At 45.6% G+C, this 17,376-nt stretch carries 16 protein-coding genes and 1 pseudogene; 13 read left to right on the top strand and 4 right to left on the bottom strand.

What is annotated here, in order from left to right:
• Position 1: 1 nt before the first annotated feature.
• The 6 genes and pseudogenes from narJ (at position 2) to MHI44_RS09495 (ending at position 5,583) form a co-directional block, all read left to right on the top strand.
• Positions 2-556, top strand: a complete 555-nt coding sequence (gene narJ, locus MHI44_RS09520) for a nitrate reductase molybdenum cofactor assembly chaperone (protein WP_015250998.1) — start codon at positions 2-4, stop codon at positions 554-556.
• Positions 553-1,224 carry a respiratory nitrate reductase subunit gamma gene (narI, locus tag MHI44_RS09515; protein ID WP_029318704.1) on the top strand — a complete coding sequence of 224 codons (672 nt, stop codon included), beginning with the start codon at positions 553-555 and terminating at the stop codon, positions 1,222-1,224. The genes narJ and narI overlap by 4 nt, the downstream gene beginning before the upstream one ends.
• A 158-nt stretch (positions 1,225-1,382) precedes the next feature.
• Positions 1,383-1,600, top strand: a pseudogene (locus MHI44_RS09510) (YitT family protein); the annotation flags it as partial.
• A 130-nt stretch (positions 1,601-1,730) separates the two neighbouring features.
• Positions 1,731-3,233, top strand: a complete 1,503-nt coding sequence (cls, locus tag MHI44_RS09505; RefSeq protein WP_003227591.1) for a cardiolipin synthase — start codon at positions 1,731-1,733, stop codon at positions 3,231-3,233.
• An 88-nt stretch (positions 3,234-3,321) separates the two neighbouring features.
• Entirely contained in the window at positions 3,322-5,049 is a 1,728-nt protein-coding gene (locus tag MHI44_RS09500) for an ABC transporter ATP-binding protein (protein WP_003227593.1), read from the top strand.
• 9 nt (positions 5,050-5,058) lie between these two features.
• Complete coding sequence (locus MHI44_RS09495; RefSeq protein ID WP_003227595.1) at positions 5,059-5,583, top strand: dihydrofolate reductase family protein; 525 nt, start codon at positions 5,059-5,061, stop codon at positions 5,581-5,583.
• Positions 5,584-5,624: 41 nt separating this feature from the next.
• Here MHI44_RS09495 and MHI44_RS09490 read toward each other — a convergent pair whose 3' ends face one another.
• The 3 genes from MHI44_RS09490 to cls (MHI44_RS09480) all read right to left on the bottom strand — a co-directional run bounded on the left by MHI44_RS09490 (position 5,625) and on the right by cls (MHI44_RS09480) (position 8,149).
• Positions 5,625-5,897 (bottom strand): hypothetical protein, encoded by a 273-nt coding sequence (locus MHI44_RS09490; protein ID WP_003227597.1) that lies wholly within the window; start codon positions 5,895-5,897, stop codon positions 5,625-5,627.
• Positions 5,898-5,977: 80 nt separating this feature from the next.
• Entirely contained in the window at positions 5,978-6,940 is a 963-nt protein-coding gene (uvsE, locus tag MHI44_RS09485) for a UV DNA damage repair endonuclease UvsE (protein WP_339203368.1), read from the bottom strand.
• A gap of 12 nt (positions 6,941-6,952) precedes the next feature.
• On the bottom strand, positions 6,953-8,149 hold the full coding sequence (gene cls, locus MHI44_RS09480) for a cardiolipin synthase (RefSeq protein WP_003227602.1): 1,197 nt from the start codon (positions 8,147-8,149) through the stop codon (positions 6,953-6,955).
• Positions 8,150-8,303: 154 nt separating this feature from the next.
• On the opposite strand from cls (MHI44_RS09480), the gene MHI44_RS09475 reads away from it, so the two are divergent.
• The 4 genes from MHI44_RS09475 to pyrG all read left to right on the top strand — a co-directional run bounded on the left by MHI44_RS09475 (position 8,304) and on the right by pyrG (position 14,110).
• Positions 8,304-10,421, top strand: a complete 2,118-nt coding sequence (locus MHI44_RS09475) for a heterodisulfide reductase-related iron-sulfur binding cluster (RefSeq protein ID WP_038427976.1) — start codon at positions 8,304-8,306, stop codon at positions 10,419-10,421.
• On the top strand, positions 10,418-11,557 hold the full coding sequence (gene acdA / locus MHI44_RS09470; RefSeq protein WP_014478272.1) for an acyl-CoA dehydrogenase AcdA: 1,140 nt from the start codon (positions 10,418-10,420) through the stop codon (positions 11,555-11,557). The genes MHI44_RS09475 and acdA overlap by 4 nt, the downstream gene beginning before the upstream one ends.
• A 182-nt stretch (positions 11,558-11,739) precedes the next feature.
• Positions 11,740-12,261, top strand: a complete 522-nt coding sequence (gene rpoE / locus MHI44_RS09465) for a DNA-directed RNA polymerase subunit delta (RefSeq protein WP_003227609.1) — start codon at positions 11,740-11,742, stop codon at positions 12,259-12,261.
• A 241-nt stretch (positions 12,262-12,502) separates the two neighbouring features.
• On the top strand, positions 12,503-14,110 hold the full coding sequence (pyrG, locus tag MHI44_RS09460; protein WP_217024055.1) for a CTP synthase (glutamine hydrolyzing): 1,608 nt from the start codon (positions 12,503-12,505) through the stop codon (positions 14,108-14,110).
• 81 nt (positions 14,111-14,191) lie between these two features.
• Here the strand turns inward: pyrG and MHI44_RS09455 are convergent, their stop codons facing one another.
• Positions 14,192-14,713, bottom strand: coding sequence for a DUF2529 domain-containing protein (locus MHI44_RS09455; protein ID WP_014481199.1), 522 nt, complete (start codon positions 14,711-14,713; stop codon positions 14,192-14,194).
• A gap of 165 nt (positions 14,714-14,878) precedes the next feature.
• Here MHI44_RS09455 and spo0F point away from each other — a divergent pair, with 165 nt between their 5' ends.
• The 3 genes from spo0F (at position 14,879) to fsa (ending at position 17,049) form a co-directional block, all read left to right on the top strand.
• Positions 14,879-15,253 carry a sporulation initiation phosphotransferase Spo0F gene (gene spo0F / locus MHI44_RS09450; RefSeq protein WP_003227621.1) on the top strand — a complete coding sequence of 125 codons (375 nt, stop codon included), beginning with the start codon at positions 14,879-14,881 and terminating at the stop codon, positions 15,251-15,253.
• Positions 15,254-15,433: 180 nt separating this feature from the next.
• Positions 15,434-16,291 (top strand): class II fructose-bisphosphate aldolase, encoded by an 858-nt coding sequence (locus tag MHI44_RS09445; protein WP_003243339.1) that lies wholly within the window; start codon positions 15,434-15,436, stop codon positions 16,289-16,291.
• A 119-nt stretch (positions 16,292-16,410) separates the two neighbouring features.
• Positions 16,411-17,049 carry a fructose-6-phosphate aldolase gene (gene fsa, locus MHI44_RS09440; RefSeq protein WP_003227626.1) on the top strand — a complete coding sequence of 213 codons (639 nt, stop codon included), beginning with the start codon at positions 16,411-16,413 and terminating at the stop codon, positions 17,047-17,049.
• Positions 17,050-17,376: the final 327 nt, after the last annotated feature.

Raw genomic sequence — 17,376 nt, 5'->3', positions numbered from 1 at the left:
GATGAACACCACAGACCGGCAAATTACGTTCTCCGCTCTTTCCTCTCTTCTCTCTTATCCGGATGAAGAGTGGAGAGCCGAGATTCCCGATTGGAAGGCTCTTATCCATGAAATCAGCAACCGGCAAATCCGGGAGAAGCTGCTGCACTTTTTCGAAGCGTCAGCCAGCTTTTCACCGGAAGCGCTGATTGAACACTATGTCTATACATTCGACTTTGGGAAAAAAACAAATATGTATGTCACCTACTTTAACTCGGGCGAGCAAAGGGAACGCGGCGTTGAATTGCTGCATTTAAAAAACACATACGAGCAATCCGGTTTTCTGCCGACAGAGAAAGAGCTGCCTGATTATCTGCCGCTGATGCTGGAATTTGCTGCGGCTGCAGAAATTGAAGCAGCGAGAAGCGTGTTTGAGAAATATCTGTCCAATGTGAGGGAGCTGGCATCCCGTCTCGAAAAAAATGACAGTATATACGCTGAACTGCTGCACGTGCTGCTGGCCGCGCTTGAAAACATCGGCGTACGTGAAAGCGTTGAAGGGGCTGTTCAGGCATGAGCGGGCAGATCCTCTGGGGTATTATGCCATACATTGTATTGACGATCTTTATCGGCGGCCATATTTACCGCTACCAGCATGACCAATTTGGCTGGACGGCGAAATCAAGCGAGCTGTTAGAAAAGAAAAAACTCGCCGCGGGCAGCACACTTTTTCACTGGGGACTGCTGTGCGTTGTCGGCGGGCATGTCATGGGGATTCTGATCCCGGAAGGCGTGTATGCTTCCCTTGGCATTTCAGAGCATATGTATCACAAAATGGCGATTGGCGCAGGCCTGCCGGCGGGGATTGTGGCATGTACCGGACTTTTCATCCTGACGTACAGACGGCTGTTTGACAAAAGAATCCGCAAAACCAGCTCGCCATCGGATATCCTTACGCTCCTCCTGCTGCTGTTTATGATGCTGTCAGGCGTTGCGGCCACGTTTCTCAACATTGATTCGAAAGGATTTGATTACCGGACCACAGTCGGGCCGTGGTTCAGGGAAATCGTTTTGTTCAGGCCTGACGCCTCTTTGATGGAGAGTGTCCCGCTATGGTTTAAGTTTCATATTGTGATAGGATACGTCGTTTTTATCCTGTGGCCGTTTACAAGATTGGTTCATGTGTTCAGTCTGCCGCTCAAGTATCTGACCCGCAGCTACGTTGTATATCGGAAACGCTCGTGAAAATCCCCCTTGCAAGAGGGGGTTTTTTCTGCCAAGGTAATGGCTGGGCGGCCGGGAATCCTGTTGTGTTTGTATTTGGAAATAACATCAAGAATAAAACGGATTTTACTCATTTTAAACCGGCGGAACAGCAGATTATGACTCAGCCTGACTAACTCCTTATTTTCTTTCTGATCAATATCCCGTTTTATGTATTTTCTCTCATCAGAATGGGTATCAAATTTACTCTATCCACCGTATTTACAGTCACAGCGCCGCCTCTTTTTCGGCGCGTGCCGGAGTGCTGAGCGGGTTCGGCCTGCCGTTCATGTTGTAGCATCAGGCTTCACTCGGCGTTGCCAATAGTCTTGCTTTATTTCTGCAGAAACGATGCGGATGAACCCCTTGACAGTTAGTTTTTTCTAAACCTCTCCTCCTTTGGCGGAGAGGTTTTTTGCTTACAAGGTTTATCGATTAGAAAAAAGAGGTAATACAGAGGTAATTGAATCAGATTGGAGAGAATCAGGATGCTGAAAAGGAGACTGGAATTTTTCTTTTTATATATGATGCTCATCGGGGCATATGTCATTTGGTTTTTTCCGGTTTCCAGGCTTGAGTTTTACGGAGGATTGCTTTGCTATATAAGCATTATTTTGTTCAGCATCTATTCATTAATTCTTGAAAACCGCACCTCGCAGCACACGCTGCTATGGATCCATATTCTTGTCTTTTTTCCAATCGTCGGCTACGTGTTTTATCTGTTTTCGGGACAGCTTTATGTAAAGGGAAAGCTGTTTAAGACAAAACGAATGTACAACAGGGAAAAGCTCAGGAAGCTGTTTGACAAGGAGGAAACGCCCGAAGTGACAGGGCTGAAGGACAATCAAGAGAGGTTCTTTACATATTCCATCAGGGCTGCCCATATGAATATCAATACGAAAAGCAACATCAAAGTGCTGAAAAACGGCGAAGAAACCTTCCCGGACATTTTCAAAGCAATGAGAAAAGCGGAATCTTACATACATATTGAATACTACATGTTTAAATCAGACATGCTCGGACGCGGCATGATGGATATTATGATGGAGAAAGCGCGCCAGGGTGTCGAGGTGAGGTTTTTATACGATGCGGCAGGAAGCATGAAGCTGGCAAGAAGAGATATTATGAGAATGGAACAAGCGGGGGTGGACATCGTCCCGTTTTCTCCGCTGAAATACGGGTTTTTCAACCAGAAGCTGAATTTCAGAAATCACCGAAAAATCGTGATCATCGATGGGAAAACCGGTTTTGTGGGCGGATTAAATGTTGGGAAGGAATATATCAGCAGAGATCCGTACATCGGATTTTGGAGAGATACACACCTGCGGCTTGAGGGGGAAATTGTGCAAACGCTCCACGCTATCTTTATGCTGGATTGGGAATATGTCTCCAATGAAGTGCTAATTGATCAAGAGGAGTACAATACCCCGGTTCCCGTGGAAGGAGGAGGCATTTATCAAATTGTCGCGACAGGCCCTGACATGAAGGAAAGCATGAGCGACCTTTATTATGAAATGATTTCTTCAGCGCAGAAATCAATATGGATCGCCACGCCCTATTTTGTCCCCAATGAATCCATTCGCACGGCGCTAAAAGCAGCGGCGACAAAGGGGGTAGAGGTAAGGGTTATGGTGCCGGAGAAGAACGACAGCTTTTTGACCCAATACGCGTCGAGGTCCTATTTCCCGGAGCTGCTCCTTGAGGGCATTGAAGTGTACTCCTACCAAAAAGGCTTCATGCATCAAAAAGTCATGATCATTGATGGCGATCTCGCCTCCGTCGGTACCGCGAATATGGACATGCGCAGCTTTCAGCTCAACTTTGAAGTGAATGTGTTCTTCACGGATGCCGAAGCGATCCGAACCCTTGAGGCCCATTTTGAAGAGGATATGCAGGAAAGTGAAAAGCTCAGCCCTGTCGGCTTTTATAAAAGAGGCGTGGCTGACCGGACAAAAGAGTCGTTTGCCCGCCTGTTTTCAGGTGTTCTGTAAGAAAAAAGAAATCTGATCTTTCAAAACAGCCCGTGTATAGTATAATTGAGAAATATTATCAGTTATTTATACATTGGGGAAAGATAGGGTGCTGCGGCAATTTTTTTCATACTATAAACCATATAAAACGTTGTTCTTTCTCGACTTTTTCTCAGCGATCGCGGGAGGTTTAATGGAGCTGAGTTTTCCTTTGATTGTCAATTATTTTATTGATACCTTGCTGCCGGGCAGGGACTGGGGGCTGATCATCGCGACCTCAATCGGGTTATTTGCGGTGTACGCGCTCAGCTCGGCTCTTCAGTATATCGTGACCTACTGGGGACACATGCTTGGTATCAATATTGAGACTGATATGAGAAAGTCGCTTTTTGACCATTTGCAAAAGCTCTCGTTCAAATTTTACGACAACAACAAGACGGGAACGCTGATGTCGAAGCTCACGAACGATTTAATGTATATCGGTGAAGTCGCCCATCACGGTCCGGAAGACTTATTCATTGCGGTCATGACCATTCTCGGGGCGTTCGGAGTGATGCTGTTTATTAACTGGCAGCTTGCTTTATTAACGTTTATCATTATGCCGATCGTCATTTGGCTAGCGCTTTATTTCAACAAAAAAATGACCAAAGCATTTACCACGCTGAACAAGGATATCGGAGACTTCAGCGCGCGTGTAGAAAATAACATCGGCGGCATCCGGCTTGTGCAGGCGTTCGGAAATGAAGCGTTTGAAAAAGAACGCTTCGCCGTCAACAACCAGCGTTTTCGTGTCACAAAGCTTTCTTCCTACAAAATCATGGCGAAAAACGGGTCAATCAGCTATATGCTGACCCGGTTTGTCACGCTGTTTGTCCTTTTGTGCGGGACGTGGTTTGTCATTCGCGGCTCCTTATCGTACGGGGAATTTGTGGCGTTTGTGCTCCTGACAAATGTGCTGTTCAGGCCTATTGACAAAATTAATGCCATTATCGAAATGTATCCGAGGGGGATCGCGGGTTTCAAAAGCTATATGGAGCTCATGGAGACAGAGCCGGACATTCAGGATTCACCTGATGCGAGAGATGTTTCCGGCCTGAAGGGCAATATCCGCTATAAACATGTTTCGTTTGGCTATGATGACCATCACAATGTCCTCAATGACATCAACCTATCCATTCAAGCGGGGGAAACGGTGGCGTTCGTCGGTCCGTCAGGTGCTGGGAAATCAACGCTTTGCAGTCTGCTTCCGCGTTTTTATGAAGCATCGGAGGGCGACATTACGATTGACGGCATCAGTATAAAAGACATGACGCTTTCTTCGTTGCGCGGGCAGATTGGCGTCGTGCAGCAGGACGTTTTCTTATTCTCGGGCACGCTTAGAGAAAATATCGCCTACGGCCGACTAGGCGCATCAGAAGAAGACATTTGGCAAGCTGTGAAGCAGGCGCATCTGGAAGAGCTCGTCCATAACATGCCCGATGGGTTGGATACTATGATTGGCGAACGCGGCGTGAAGCTTTCCGGCGGGCAAAAACAGCGTCTGTCAATTGCAAGGATGTTCTTGAAAAATCCGTCGATCTTGATTCTCGACGAAGCCACCTCAGCCCTTGATACAGAGACGGAAGCGGCGATCCAAAAGGCGCTTCAAGAGTTGTCTGAGGGGCGCACGACGCTTGTCATCGCCCACAGGCTGGCAACAATCAAAGACGCGGACAGAATTGTAGTCGTCACAAACAACGGTATTGAAGAACAAGGCCGTCATCAAGACCTGATCGAAGCCGGAGGCCTATACAGCAGGCTGCATCAAGCGCAATTCGGGCAAATGGTGCATCGATAGGAGGAGAACATGGAAAGAAAAACTGTGCTGTACATTGCTGTTTCATTGGACGGGATGATCGCAAAAGAAGATGGAAGCATCGATTGGCTGGATGAATTTGAAGGTGAAGGTGACAACGGCTACAGTGATTTTTATCAGACTGTTGATACAGTCATTTTAGGGCGGAGCACATATGAGCACGTTAAAGTGCTAACACCGGTTTTCCCGTATCAGGATAAAACCTGCTATGTTTTTACAGGATCGCCCGACAGTTATCAAGATGAACATGTGACGTTTATCAATGAGGGAGCCAGAGCCTTCACTGCCCGTTTGAAACAGGAAAAAGGCTCAAACATCTGGATAGCTGGCGGGGCAGAGCTTGTGAATGACTTTATGAAAGAAGATGCCATCGACGAATTCATCATCACTGTTATTCCCGTCGTTTTAGGAAGCGGCATCCCGCTGTTTCACGAACTAACAAATGAAACAAAACTGCGGTTAAAAGGGACAAAACAATTTGGACAAGCGGTTCAGCTCCATTATGTAAGAGCATAAGAAAAAGGATAGACAGATGTCTATCCTTTTTTGTATGTAAGTTAGAGCGCTTCTCTCTCAGCAGGCTCGATGAGATTTTGGAATTTTTCAATGAGCTGTGATGCTTTTGTTCCTTCAACTACGATCAGATATTCCTTTTCATTATGAGCCATGCGGAACGTTTCAAGCTCAATTAAGCTTTTGATTTTGCACATCGTTTTCTTTGAATAAATATAAACCTCGTGGCTTCCGGAATGGCACATTTTATAAAGATGAATCAAATTTCTTAAAGTAAAGGCCTGTGCGGCTACTTTCAGAGACTTGATATTTTTCATGATCTTTCTCCTCCATCGATTGTTGTCTTATATAGCCTAAATTCCCAAAGCTGACAAGTCGTAAACCTATTTTTGCACATTTATGACTTCCATTGCAGCGCACCGCCCCCGATGCGTTTGACACCGCGGATGGAGCTTAATTCATCCATCAAGCGGAGAAGCGCCTTGTCTTTCTGCTTTGCTTCAATCATGAAATCAATATTAGTTCCCCATTGCCTAAAGCGTTCCAACAGTGGCAGCAAAAAGTTGGCGTCAACATAATCGGCGTGGCTGCGTATCGCTTGCTCCGATTTTGGGGAAGACAAGTGAACCTTTGGCTGAAGGCCGATCCGCTCCCACGTTTTGATCATGCGGGGCAGTGCTACATTCAGGTCGGCGTGATCGTCTGGATTGGCGTAAAAATGATGAAAGTCAAAGACAAACGGAACATCCTCCTGCTCACAGACCTGAAGCGTTTCTTCCGTTGTATATGTTTTATCATCATTTTCAAGTGTCATCCGCTCTTTGATCTCCTGCGGCAGCTGTTTTATATTTTGATGAAATTGTGCAGTGGCGGTGTTTTTATTTCCGTAAGCGCCGCCAATATGAATGTTGATAACGGAGCGATCAGCAATGCCCATGGCCTCAAGCATGCGGTAGTGATACGCCATATCTGTTACCGCATTTTTTGTGACGGATTCCTTCGGGCTCGTAAACAGAGTGAATTGATTTGGATGAAAGCTTGTTCGCAGTTGATGGGTTTTCACAAGCTCTCCAATCTCCCGAAACTCTTTTTGAAACGGTGTTACAAAATCCCACATCACGTCGGGATGCGTAGCCAGCGGCACAATCGAACTGGAAAAACGGTACAAAGGAATGCCGTGGCCGATGATATAGTGAAGGGTTCTCATCGTATTGCGCAAATTGGCTTTTGTCACAGTCAGAAGCGCTTCTTTTCTTTCAGTCTTTGAAAGCTTTGAATAACGCGCGAATGTCAATGTTTTAGCGGGAGACGCATCCCAAAGGCTCATCGCATTTGAAACGAACCCGAATCTGAAAATCATAGGAACTCTCCTTTATAAGAAATAAGATAATGCCCTGCCGAGCCATTCCGCCGGGCGCTGCCTGAATGTGCGCTTGCTGAAATCCTCCATCGTCAGCAGCTCCGACTTTTTCATATCCTCCTCAATCGTGGCATAGACTTCACTTGTAAACGCTTCGTCATCAATTTCAACATTCACCTCTTCATTTAAGAACAGGCTTCGTTTATCGAAGTTGGCTGTTCCGATAATGCTGAGATGGTCGTCTATGATGAGGGCTTTTACATGATAAAACCCTTGATAATAACGATAAATAAGGCAGCCGGCATCCAAGAGCTCCGAATAATACGTAAAAGCTGCTTCTCGTACCAGCGGATGGTCTGATTTCATCGGTACAATGATTCTCACGGATACGCCGTTTTTTCTTGCGTTAATAAGGGCCTCTTGAAGCGGTTTTGATGGAATGTAATAAGGCGTGCAAACCGTAAGGCGATTCTTCGCTTGGGCAATGTTGGCCAAGTATATGTTTTCAAGGGAATAACCGTCGGTCGCATATATCTTGTGAGAAATAGTCCCTTGCTGAAGCTTTGGCCAAACATCCGAACCCAGTTCGATTCCGGTATTTCGTTTTAGATCAGAAGCAAAAAGCGTTTGAAGATCATGTACGCCTTCTCCGATCATGCGCAGATGATAATCCTCCCAATTGCCGAACTTCGCCTTCTTTCCAAGATATTCTTCGGCGATATTAAACCCGCCGATATAACCGATTTTTCCGTCTATCACCGTAATCTTCCGGTGATTCCGTTTTTGCATGTGAAAAAAGAAAAAAGGAAAACGGGGACGATTCATCACATGGACATGGACGCCGGCATTTTTCATCGTCTGCAGCGCCGTTTTTTTAATTGCCCGGCAGCCCGCCCAATCCAGAAGCAAATAAACGGAGACGCCAGCTTGGGCTTTTGTTTTCAGCAAGGTATACATATTGTGGCTGACCTCATCATTTTTCATAATAAAAAACATCATGTGAACAGAAGAGGCGGCCTGGCGAATATCATTCATCATCCGCTCAACGAGATCAGCGCCGCAGTGGATCAATTCGATGTCACTCTTCTTTTTTGAAAAAACAGGCTCGTACGCCTTTTTTCTGTATCCGGCACGGCCCATGAAGATATCAAGCAGAATCAAGGCAAAGAAAATAACGACAATGATCATAATCACGATAAATACCTTCATACCGGCACTCCTTTCCGTAGTAAAGGTAGTGTGCCCGAACAGCAGGAATTTAATTATTGACTGAACACTCATTCATTATTTATCATAAAGATAATCTTATACAGATTCGGGGGTAGGGGATCGCGGTCTTTATCAGTAAAAAGGGGGAATTGGAATGAGCGGCTTTCTCATCGCAAATGCATTATTATTTCTGATTGTAACCGCTTACGCTGTCTATTTGTTTGTGTACTTGGTCAAAACGAGACTGGCCTACATCAAGCTCGGCCAGAAAGAACAATTTGATCAACGGTTCAAGGAACGGCTTCACGCCATATGGGTGAATGTATTCGGACAGAAAAAACTGCTCAAGGACAAGAAAAGCGGAATCATTCACGTCATGTTTTTCTACGGATTTATATTGGTTCAGTTCGGAGCAATTGACTTTATCATCAAAGGACTGGCTCCCGGCCGGAATCTGCCGCTTGGCCCGGTCTATCCCGCCTTCACCTTTTTTCAGGAAATTGTTACGTTTCTCATTTTAATTGCTGTTGGGTGGGCATTCTACAGACGTTATATCGAAAAGCTCGTGAGGCTGAAACGCGGTTTCAAAGCCGGACTCGTTCTCATTTTTATCGGAGGATTAATGCTGACCGTTCTGCTTGGGAACGGGATGAATCTGATTTGGCATGAGCATGGGCTTTCTTGGAGCGAGCCAATTGCCTCAGGTATTGCGTTTATGCTTAGCGGTGTCGGGAAAACAGGCGCGGCGGTGATTTTCTATATCGCATGGTGGATCCATCTCCTATTTTTGCTTAGCTTTTTAGTGTACGTGCCTCAGTCGAAGCATGCCCATTTAATCGCCGGCCCGGCAAACGTCTTTTTCAATCGAATGGAATCTGCCGGAAAACTTGAAAAAATTGATTTTACCGACGAAACGAAAGAAAGCTACGGAGCGGGAAAAATTGAGGATTTCAGACAGTCTCAGCTGCTTGATCTATACGCGTGTGTCGAGTGCGGCCGCTGTACCAATATGTGTCCTGCAACAGGCACCGGAAAAATGCTGTCTCCGATGGACTTGATTTTGCGTCTCAGAGACCATCTCACGGAAAAAGGCGCTGCCGTCACCTCGCGCTCCCCATGGGTGCCCGCAGCAGCGTTTCGGCATACGAGAGGCAATCAGCTGGCTGCGGCGTCAGCGGGCAGCGGATCGCAGGAAGCCGCAGCGGCGCTTGATTACAATCCAAGCTTGATCGGCGACGTCATCACAGAGGAAGAAATTTGGGCATGCACCACTTGCCGAAACTGTGAGGATCAATGCCCGGTCATGAATGAGCACGTGGATAAAATCATCGATCTCCGCCGCTACCTCGTACTGACAGAAGGAAAAATGGACAGTGACGCCCAGCGCGCAATGACAAGTATTGAGCGGCAGGGGAATCCGTGGGGACTCAACCGCAAGGAACGTGAAAATTGGCGTGACGAGGCGCCGGATGCTGAGATTCCGACTGTAAAAGAAATGAAAAAAGAAGGAAAAGAATTTGAGTACCTTTTCTGGGTAGGCTCCATGGGGTCTTACGACAACAGAAGCCAGAAAATCGCAATTTCCTTTGCCAAGCTGCTCAATCACGCGGGCGTGTCCTTCGCGATCCTTGGCAATAAAGAAAAAAATTCAGGAGACACGCCGCGCCGCCTCGGAAATGAATTTTTGTTCCAAGAGCTGGCTGAGAAGAATATTTCTGAATTTGAAAAAAATGATGTCAAAAAAATCGTTACGATCGATCCCCATGCATACAATTTATTTAAAAATGAATATCCGGATTTCGGATTTGAAGGCGAGGTTTATCATCATACAGAAGTGCTGGCCGAGCTTGTGAAAAACGGAAAATTAAGACCTCAGCACCCGCTTCATGAGACGATTACCTTCCATGATTCGTGCTATTTGGGCCGGTACAATGAAGTCTATGATCCGCCGAGAGAGATTTTGAAAGCCATTCCGGGCGTGCAGCTTGTTGAAATGGAGAGAAACCGGGAAACCGGCATGTGCTGCGGAGCTGGCGGGGGATTAATGTGGATGGAGGAAGAAACAGGCAACAGGATTAACGTCGCCAGGACAGAGCAAGCGCTCGCAGTCAACCCATCGGTGATCAGTTCCGGCTGTCCGTACTGTCTCACAATGCTTGGGGACGGCACAAAGGCGAAGGAAGCTGAAGACCAAGTCAAAACGTATGACATAGTCGAGCTTCTGGCTCAATCCGTTTTAGGCGCTGATCTGAAAATGGGGGAGAAGCAATGAATTTTTCATTATCAGAAGAACATGAGATGATACGAAAATTGGTGCGCGATTTTGCGAAGCATGAGGTGGCCCCGACAGCGGCAGAACGGGACGAACAAGAACGCTTCGATCGCGAGCTGTTTCGGGAAATGGCAAATCTGGGGCTGACGGGAATTCCATGGCCTGAAGATTACGGCGGAATCGGAAGTGACTATTTGGCCTACGTCATCGCGGTGGAGGAGCTGTCAAAAGTGTGCGCATCCACCGGTGTGACGCTTTCCGCCCATATCTCTCTTTGCAGCTGGCCGCTGTTTGCCTTTGGGACGGAGGAGCAGAAGACAGAGTACTTAACACAGCTGGCCCTCGGAGAGAAAATCGGCGCATTCGCATTGACCGAAGCAGGGTCTGGCTCTGACGCCGGCAGCATGAAAACAACTGCTGAACGAATCGGCGATGACTATGTGTTAAATGGTTCCAAAGTGTTTATCACAAACGGCGGTGTTGCTGATATTTACATTGTTTTTGCCGTCACCGATCCCGAGAAAAAGAAAAAAGGCATTACCGCTTTTATAGTAGAAAAGGATTTTGAAGGATTTTTTACAGGCAAGAAAGAAAAGAAGCTGGGCATCCGTTCTTCACCGACAACGGAAATCATGTTCGAAGATTGTGTAGTGCCCGCATCAAAGCGTCTCGGAGAAGAAGGAGAAGGCTTCAAAATCGCGATGAAGACGCTTGACGGAGGCAGAAACGGCATAGCTGCACAAGCTGTAGGCATCGCCCAAGGAGCGCTTGATGCGGCGCTTCAATATGCAAAAGAGCGAAAGCAATTCGGAAAATCGATCGCCGAGCAGCAGGGCATCGCTTTTAAACTCGCGGATATGGCGACAATGATAGAAGCTTCAAGGCTACTGACCTATCAGGCTGCATGGTTAGAATCATCGGGCCTTCCATATGGAAAAGCTTCCGCCATGTCCAAACTGATGGCTGGGGATACGGCGATGAAGGTAACGACCGAAGCCGTGCAGATTTTCGGCGGCTACGGTTATACAAAAGATTATCCGGTAGAACGCTATATGCGTGATGCAAAAATCACGCAAATCTATGAAGGCACCCAAGAAATTCAAAGACTGGTCATCTCCAGAATGCTCGCGGATTAACGGAAAACATCTCTCAGTCGGATCACTCTTGTAAAATTATTTAAATTAACGCTGTTAAGGGTAGCATATTCTGTTTTATTTTGTTTATAATGAGAGGTATGGTTTGTATAAGAACGATACAAAATCGCTTTCATTATTGATAAAACAGATACATATAAGTAATAGAAAGGGAGTGTCCGACCTTGGGTATCAAACAATATTCACAGGAAGAGCTAAAGGAAATGGCTTTAGTTGAAATCGCTCACGAATTATTTGAAGAACATAAAAAACCAGTTCCTTTTCAGGAGCTTTTAAATGAAATCGCATCTTTGCTCGGCGTGAAAAAAGAAGAGCTTGGAGACCGCATTGCTCAATTTTATACAGATTTAAACATTGACGGCCGCTTCCTAGCGCTTTCTGACCAGACGTGGGGGCTTCGCAGCTGGTATCCGTATGATCAGCTTGATGAAGAAACTCAGCCGACAGTCAAGGCGAAAAAGAAAAAAGCGAAGAAAGCAGTCGAAGAAGATCTTGATCTTGACGAGTTTGAAGAGATCGACGAAGACGACCTTGATTTGGATGAAGTTGAGGAAGAACTCGATCTTGAAGCTGACGATTTTGACGATGAAGATCTTGATGAAGACGACGATGATCTTGAGATCGAAGAAGATATTATTGATGAAGATGATGAAGACTATGATGATGAAGAAGAGGAAATTAAATAGTATCAGATTTCATCTTCAAAACGATCTTGACTTTCATAGTCGAACTATGTAGTATGTATTTTGGGCTCTTCAAAAACGAAGAGAGAACATAGTACGTTATGCTCCCTTTCAAGAAATTGAAAGGGAGCTTTCTTATTTTCACCCCTCATTTTTCTTATAAATCATTTAAAAGGCTAAATGATTTTTTATAAAATAGTACATTTTAAAAATGTAGCTAAGAGCGAAGAGAGGAGCAAACGAAATGACGAAATATATTTTTGTAACCGGGGGAGTTGTATCCTCACTTGGAAAGGGTATTGTAGCAGCTTCATTAGGGCGTTTGCTGAAAAACCGCGGACTGAACGTGACGATTCAAAAATTCGATCCATACATCAACGTTGACCCGGGAACAATGAGCCCGTACCAGCACGGTGAAGTATTCGTAACGGATGACGGCGCTGAAACAGACTTGGACCTTGGTCACTATGAGCGTTTTATCGACATTAACCTGAATAAATTCAGCAACGTGACAACAGGTAAAATCTATTCAACAGTTCTTAAAAAAGAACGCCGCGGAGATTACCTTGGCGGAACCGTACAGGTCATTCCGCACATCACAAACGAATTGAAAGACCGTGTTTACCGCGCAGGGAAAGAGACAAACGCAGATGTTGTCATTACAGAAATCGGCGGTACTGTCGGAGACATCGAATCACTGCCATTCCTTGAAGCGATCCGCCAAATGAAGAGCGACATCGGCCGTGAAAACGTAATGTACATCCACTGTACGCTCGTACCTTACATTAAAGCTGCTGGCGAATTAAAAACAAAACCGACACAGCACAGCGTAAAAGAATTGCGCAGCTTGGGCATTCAGCCAAACATCATCGTCGTTCGTACAGAAATGCCGATTTCTCAAGATATGAAAGATAAAATCGCGCTTTTCTGCGACATCGATACAAAAGCGGTTATTGAATGTGAAGATGCGGACAACCTTTACTCCATTCCGCTGGAGCTTCAAAAACAAGGGCTTGATAAGCTTGTTTGCGAGCACATGAAATTGGCATGCAAAGAAGCGGAAATGTCCGAGTGGAAAGAGCTTGTTAACAAAGTCAGCAACCTGTCTCAAACGATTACAATCGGCCTTGTCGGCAAATACGTTGAGCTTCCTGACGCATACATTTCTGTTGTCGAGTCTCTCCGCCATGCGGGCTATGCGTTTGACACAGATGTAAAAGTGAAGTGGATCAACGCGGAAGAAGTGACAGAAAACAATATCGCAGAACTCACAAGCGGAACAGACGGCATCATTGTGCCGGGCGGATTCGGAGACCGCGGTGTTGAAGGCAAAATCGTCGCGACAAAATACGCGCGCGAAAATAACATTCCGTTCTTGGGCATTTGCTTGGGCATGCAGGTGGCGTCTATTGAATACGCACGAAACGTATTGGGCTTAAAAGGCGCCCACTCAGCGGAAATTGATCCGTCAACTCAATACCCGATCATTGATCTTCTTCCTGAACAAAAGGATGTTGAGGATCTCGGAGGAACGCTTCGTCTCGGCCTTTACCCTTGTAAGCTTGAAGAAGGCACGAAAGCCTTTGAAGTGTATCAGGATGAAGTGGTGTACGAGCGCCACCGCCACCGCTATGAGTTTAACAATGAATTCAGACAGCAAATGGAAGAGCAAGGCTTCGTATTCTCAGGCACAAGCCCTGATGGACGCCTTGTTGAAATCATCGAGCTGAAAGAACACCCTTGGTTCGTGGCTTCTCAGTTCCACCCAGAGTTCAAGTCAAGACCGACAAGACCTCAGCCTCTATTCAAAGGCTTTATCGGAGCGTCTGTCGAAGCTGCAAATCAGAAGTAATAAAAAAGACTTGCCGTTTGTCAAAAGCGGGCAAGTCTTTTTTATTTGTTTCCGGCAAGTTCCAGCATGTACAATAAGATATTATGCATACTCTTGCAGAATTTCTTTTAGTGTAAACGATAAAGCGTGATAGACATACAGTGCAGTCATTAAAGAGGGAAACCCGTAACGGGTGCCGTCTTCATCAGGAACAAGCGGCATTTTTAATTTAGAATCAATATGCACATCACAATACTGTTCTATTCCAGCACTGTCTTTGGCTGCGGGCGATACGCATACGACTCCCGCACCTTTTTCATAAAGCTCTTTTGCGAGGGCCTGTTCTTCGGCTGTGCCCGTCCCTGAGCAAAACATCAGCACCCTGTCGCTTTCTGTCACTTCCTCAGCGCTTTCTGGAAAGGCTTTGACAGATGGGAAGGGTTCTTTGCTTTCGGTGGCCTCAAAAAAGACGCCCTGAAGCTCATTTGCTCCGTATAAATAAATGGAATGCCCGCTGATCACCGCTTGAGCAAGCAGCCGCGCCCCATCTTCAATCGCGTCAGATTCCTTATCCTGAATGCGGGAAAAAATACCTGTTAACTGCGTCGTGAATATTTTCAACATAAGTGAATCCTCCTTTATAACGTACAATATCAGTATACAACAAAAGAGAAAATGCTCAGAAAATGTCGTAAAGTAGACTATTATAATTAAAGGAAATAGGAAAATCAAACAGAATACATACAATACTGCTTACTTTTGACGAAAATCATAATATTGGGGTGTAAAATGATGAATGAAAAAATTTTAATCGTTGATGATCAATACGGCATTCGTATTTTGCTAAATGAAGTGTTCAATAAAGAAGGCTACCAGACGTTTCAGGCTGCGAACGGCCTGCAGGCGCTTGACATTGTGACAAAAGAACGGCCCGACCTTGTGCTTTTGGACATGAAAATTCCCGGCATGGACGGAATCGAAATCTTAAAACGGATGAAGGTCATTGACGAAAACATCCGGGTCATTATCATGACGGCATACGGAGAGCTCGACATGATCCAGGAATCGAAGGAATTGGGCGCTCTGACGCACTTTGCCAAGCCGTTTGACATCGACGAAATCAGAGACGCCGTCAAAAAATATCTGCCCCTGAAGTCTAACTGACAAAAAGAAGAAACAAATGAATCATGTCATTATGTTGCCGATTTGTCGAAAAGTTGGTATCCTAGTTATGGAGAAAAAGCGATCTGAGTATTTACATATGACAGCAATATATGGGTCATGCTAGGGTGGAAAGCTTTTTTCGCTAGAAGACAATCAGGCTACATAAGGAGGACATTCGACATGCCTTTAGTTTCTATGACGGAAATGTTGAATACAGCTAAAGAAAAAGGGTACGCTGTAGGACAATTTAACTTAAACAACCTTGAGTTTACTCAAGCGATTTTACAAGCAGCTGAAGAAGAAAAATCTCCAGTGATCCTTGGTGTTTCCGAAGGTGCGGGACGCTACATGGGCGGCTTCAAAACAGTCGTTGCTATGGTAAAAGCACTTATGGAAGAGTACAAAGTGACAGTTCCTGTTGCGATTCACTTAGACCACGGTTCAAGCTTTGAATCTTGTGCGAAAGCGATTCATGCAGGTTTCACATCTGTAATGATCGACGCTTCTCACCATCCATTTGAAGAAAACGTAGCAACAACTGCTAAAGTTGTTGAGCTTGCTCATTTCCACGGAGTATCTGTAGAAGCTGAGCTTGGAACAGTAGGCGGACAAGAAGATGACGTTATCGCTGAAGGCGTAATCTACGCTGATCCTAAAGAGTGCCAAGAGCTTGTTGAGCGCACTGGCATCGACTGCCTTGCACCTGCATTAGGTTCTGTTCACGGCCCTTACAAAGGTGAGCCAAACCTTGGCTTCAAAGAAATGGAAGAGATCGGAAAATCAACTGGTCTTCCGCTAGTTCTTCACGGCGGTACTGGAATTCCGACTGCTGACATCAAAAAATCAATTTCACTTGGTACAGCTAAAATCAACGTGAATACTGAAAACCAAATTTCTTCTGCAAAAGCTGTTCGCGAAACATTGGCAGCTAAGCCTGACGAGTACGATCCACGTAAATACCTTGGACCAGCTCGTGAAGCGATCAAAGAAACAGTTATCGGTAAAATGCGTGAATTTGGTTCTTCAAACCAAGCTTAATTCAATTGGAACTTTTTATAGCCGCCTGACAGCTTGACAGGCGGTTTTCCGTCTATCTTTAGAAAGCGCAATCATATTCGCAGTTCAGAAAATTTCTTAATCAGGGAGGCTTTTTGAAAATGTTATTCTTTGTTGATACAGCCAATATCGATGAAATTAGAGAAGCGAATGAATTAGGAATTCTCGCCGGTGTAACGACGAATCCTAGTTTAGTAGCAAAGGAAGCTAACGTATCATTCCACGACCGTCTTCGCGAGATCACAGACGTCGTGAAAGGGTCTGTAAGCGCAGAGGTTATTTCTTTGAAAGCTGAGGAAATGATCGAGGAAGGAAAAGAACTGGCGAAGATCGCTCCGAACATTACGGTGAAAATCCCAATGACGTCTGACGGTTTAAAAGCGGTAAGAGCACTTACTGACTTAGGCATCAAAACAAACGTTACATTGATCTTCAATGCCAACCAGGCGCTTCTTGCTGCCAGAGCGGGGGCAACATATGTATCTCCATTCCTGGGACGTTTAGATGACATCGGCCACAACGGGCTTGACCTGATTTCAGAAGTTAAACAGATTTTTGACATTCACGGCCTTGACACGCAAATCATTGCAGCGTCAATCCGCCATCCGCAGCACGTGACAGAAGCTGCTCTTAGAGGGGCTCATATCGGCACAATGCCGCTGAAAGTCATTCATGCGCTCACTAAACACCCGTTAACAGACAAAGGAATCGAACAATTCCTGGCAGACTGGAACAAATAATGAAAGGGGCGGCAAACAGCTTTATGCCTGTTTGCCGCGGCCTTTGTATTTCACCGACCTGATACAGCGGATCTTCAGATGCTGACGCCGCTTTACAGAGAAGGAATCATTGGGCTGCAGAAGCTGATATCGGAATGAAGGGTATGCGTACTGCTTTTGCCGGATGACGACGATGTCTCTCGAGCCGGCGGGTCTCTGTGCATCTTTTGAAACCTGTACCCCCCAAAGCTTCGCTATTTTCTTCCTGATATTTTACAATGTGTTGTATTCTTTCTCTTCGAATTGGCTAGATTTTGGACATGAGCTTTATTTGCAGAGACAGAATAA

The organism is Bacillus sp. FSL K6-1366 (genome assembly GCF_037976695.1).
In the GTDB taxonomy this organism is placed as follows: domain Bacteria; phylum Bacillota; class Bacilli; order Bacillales; family Bacillaceae; genus Bacillus; species Bacillus subtilis.
The sequence above is the reverse complement of the archived record's forward strand: the minus strand, read 5'-3'. Positions and strand labels throughout refer to the sequence as shown.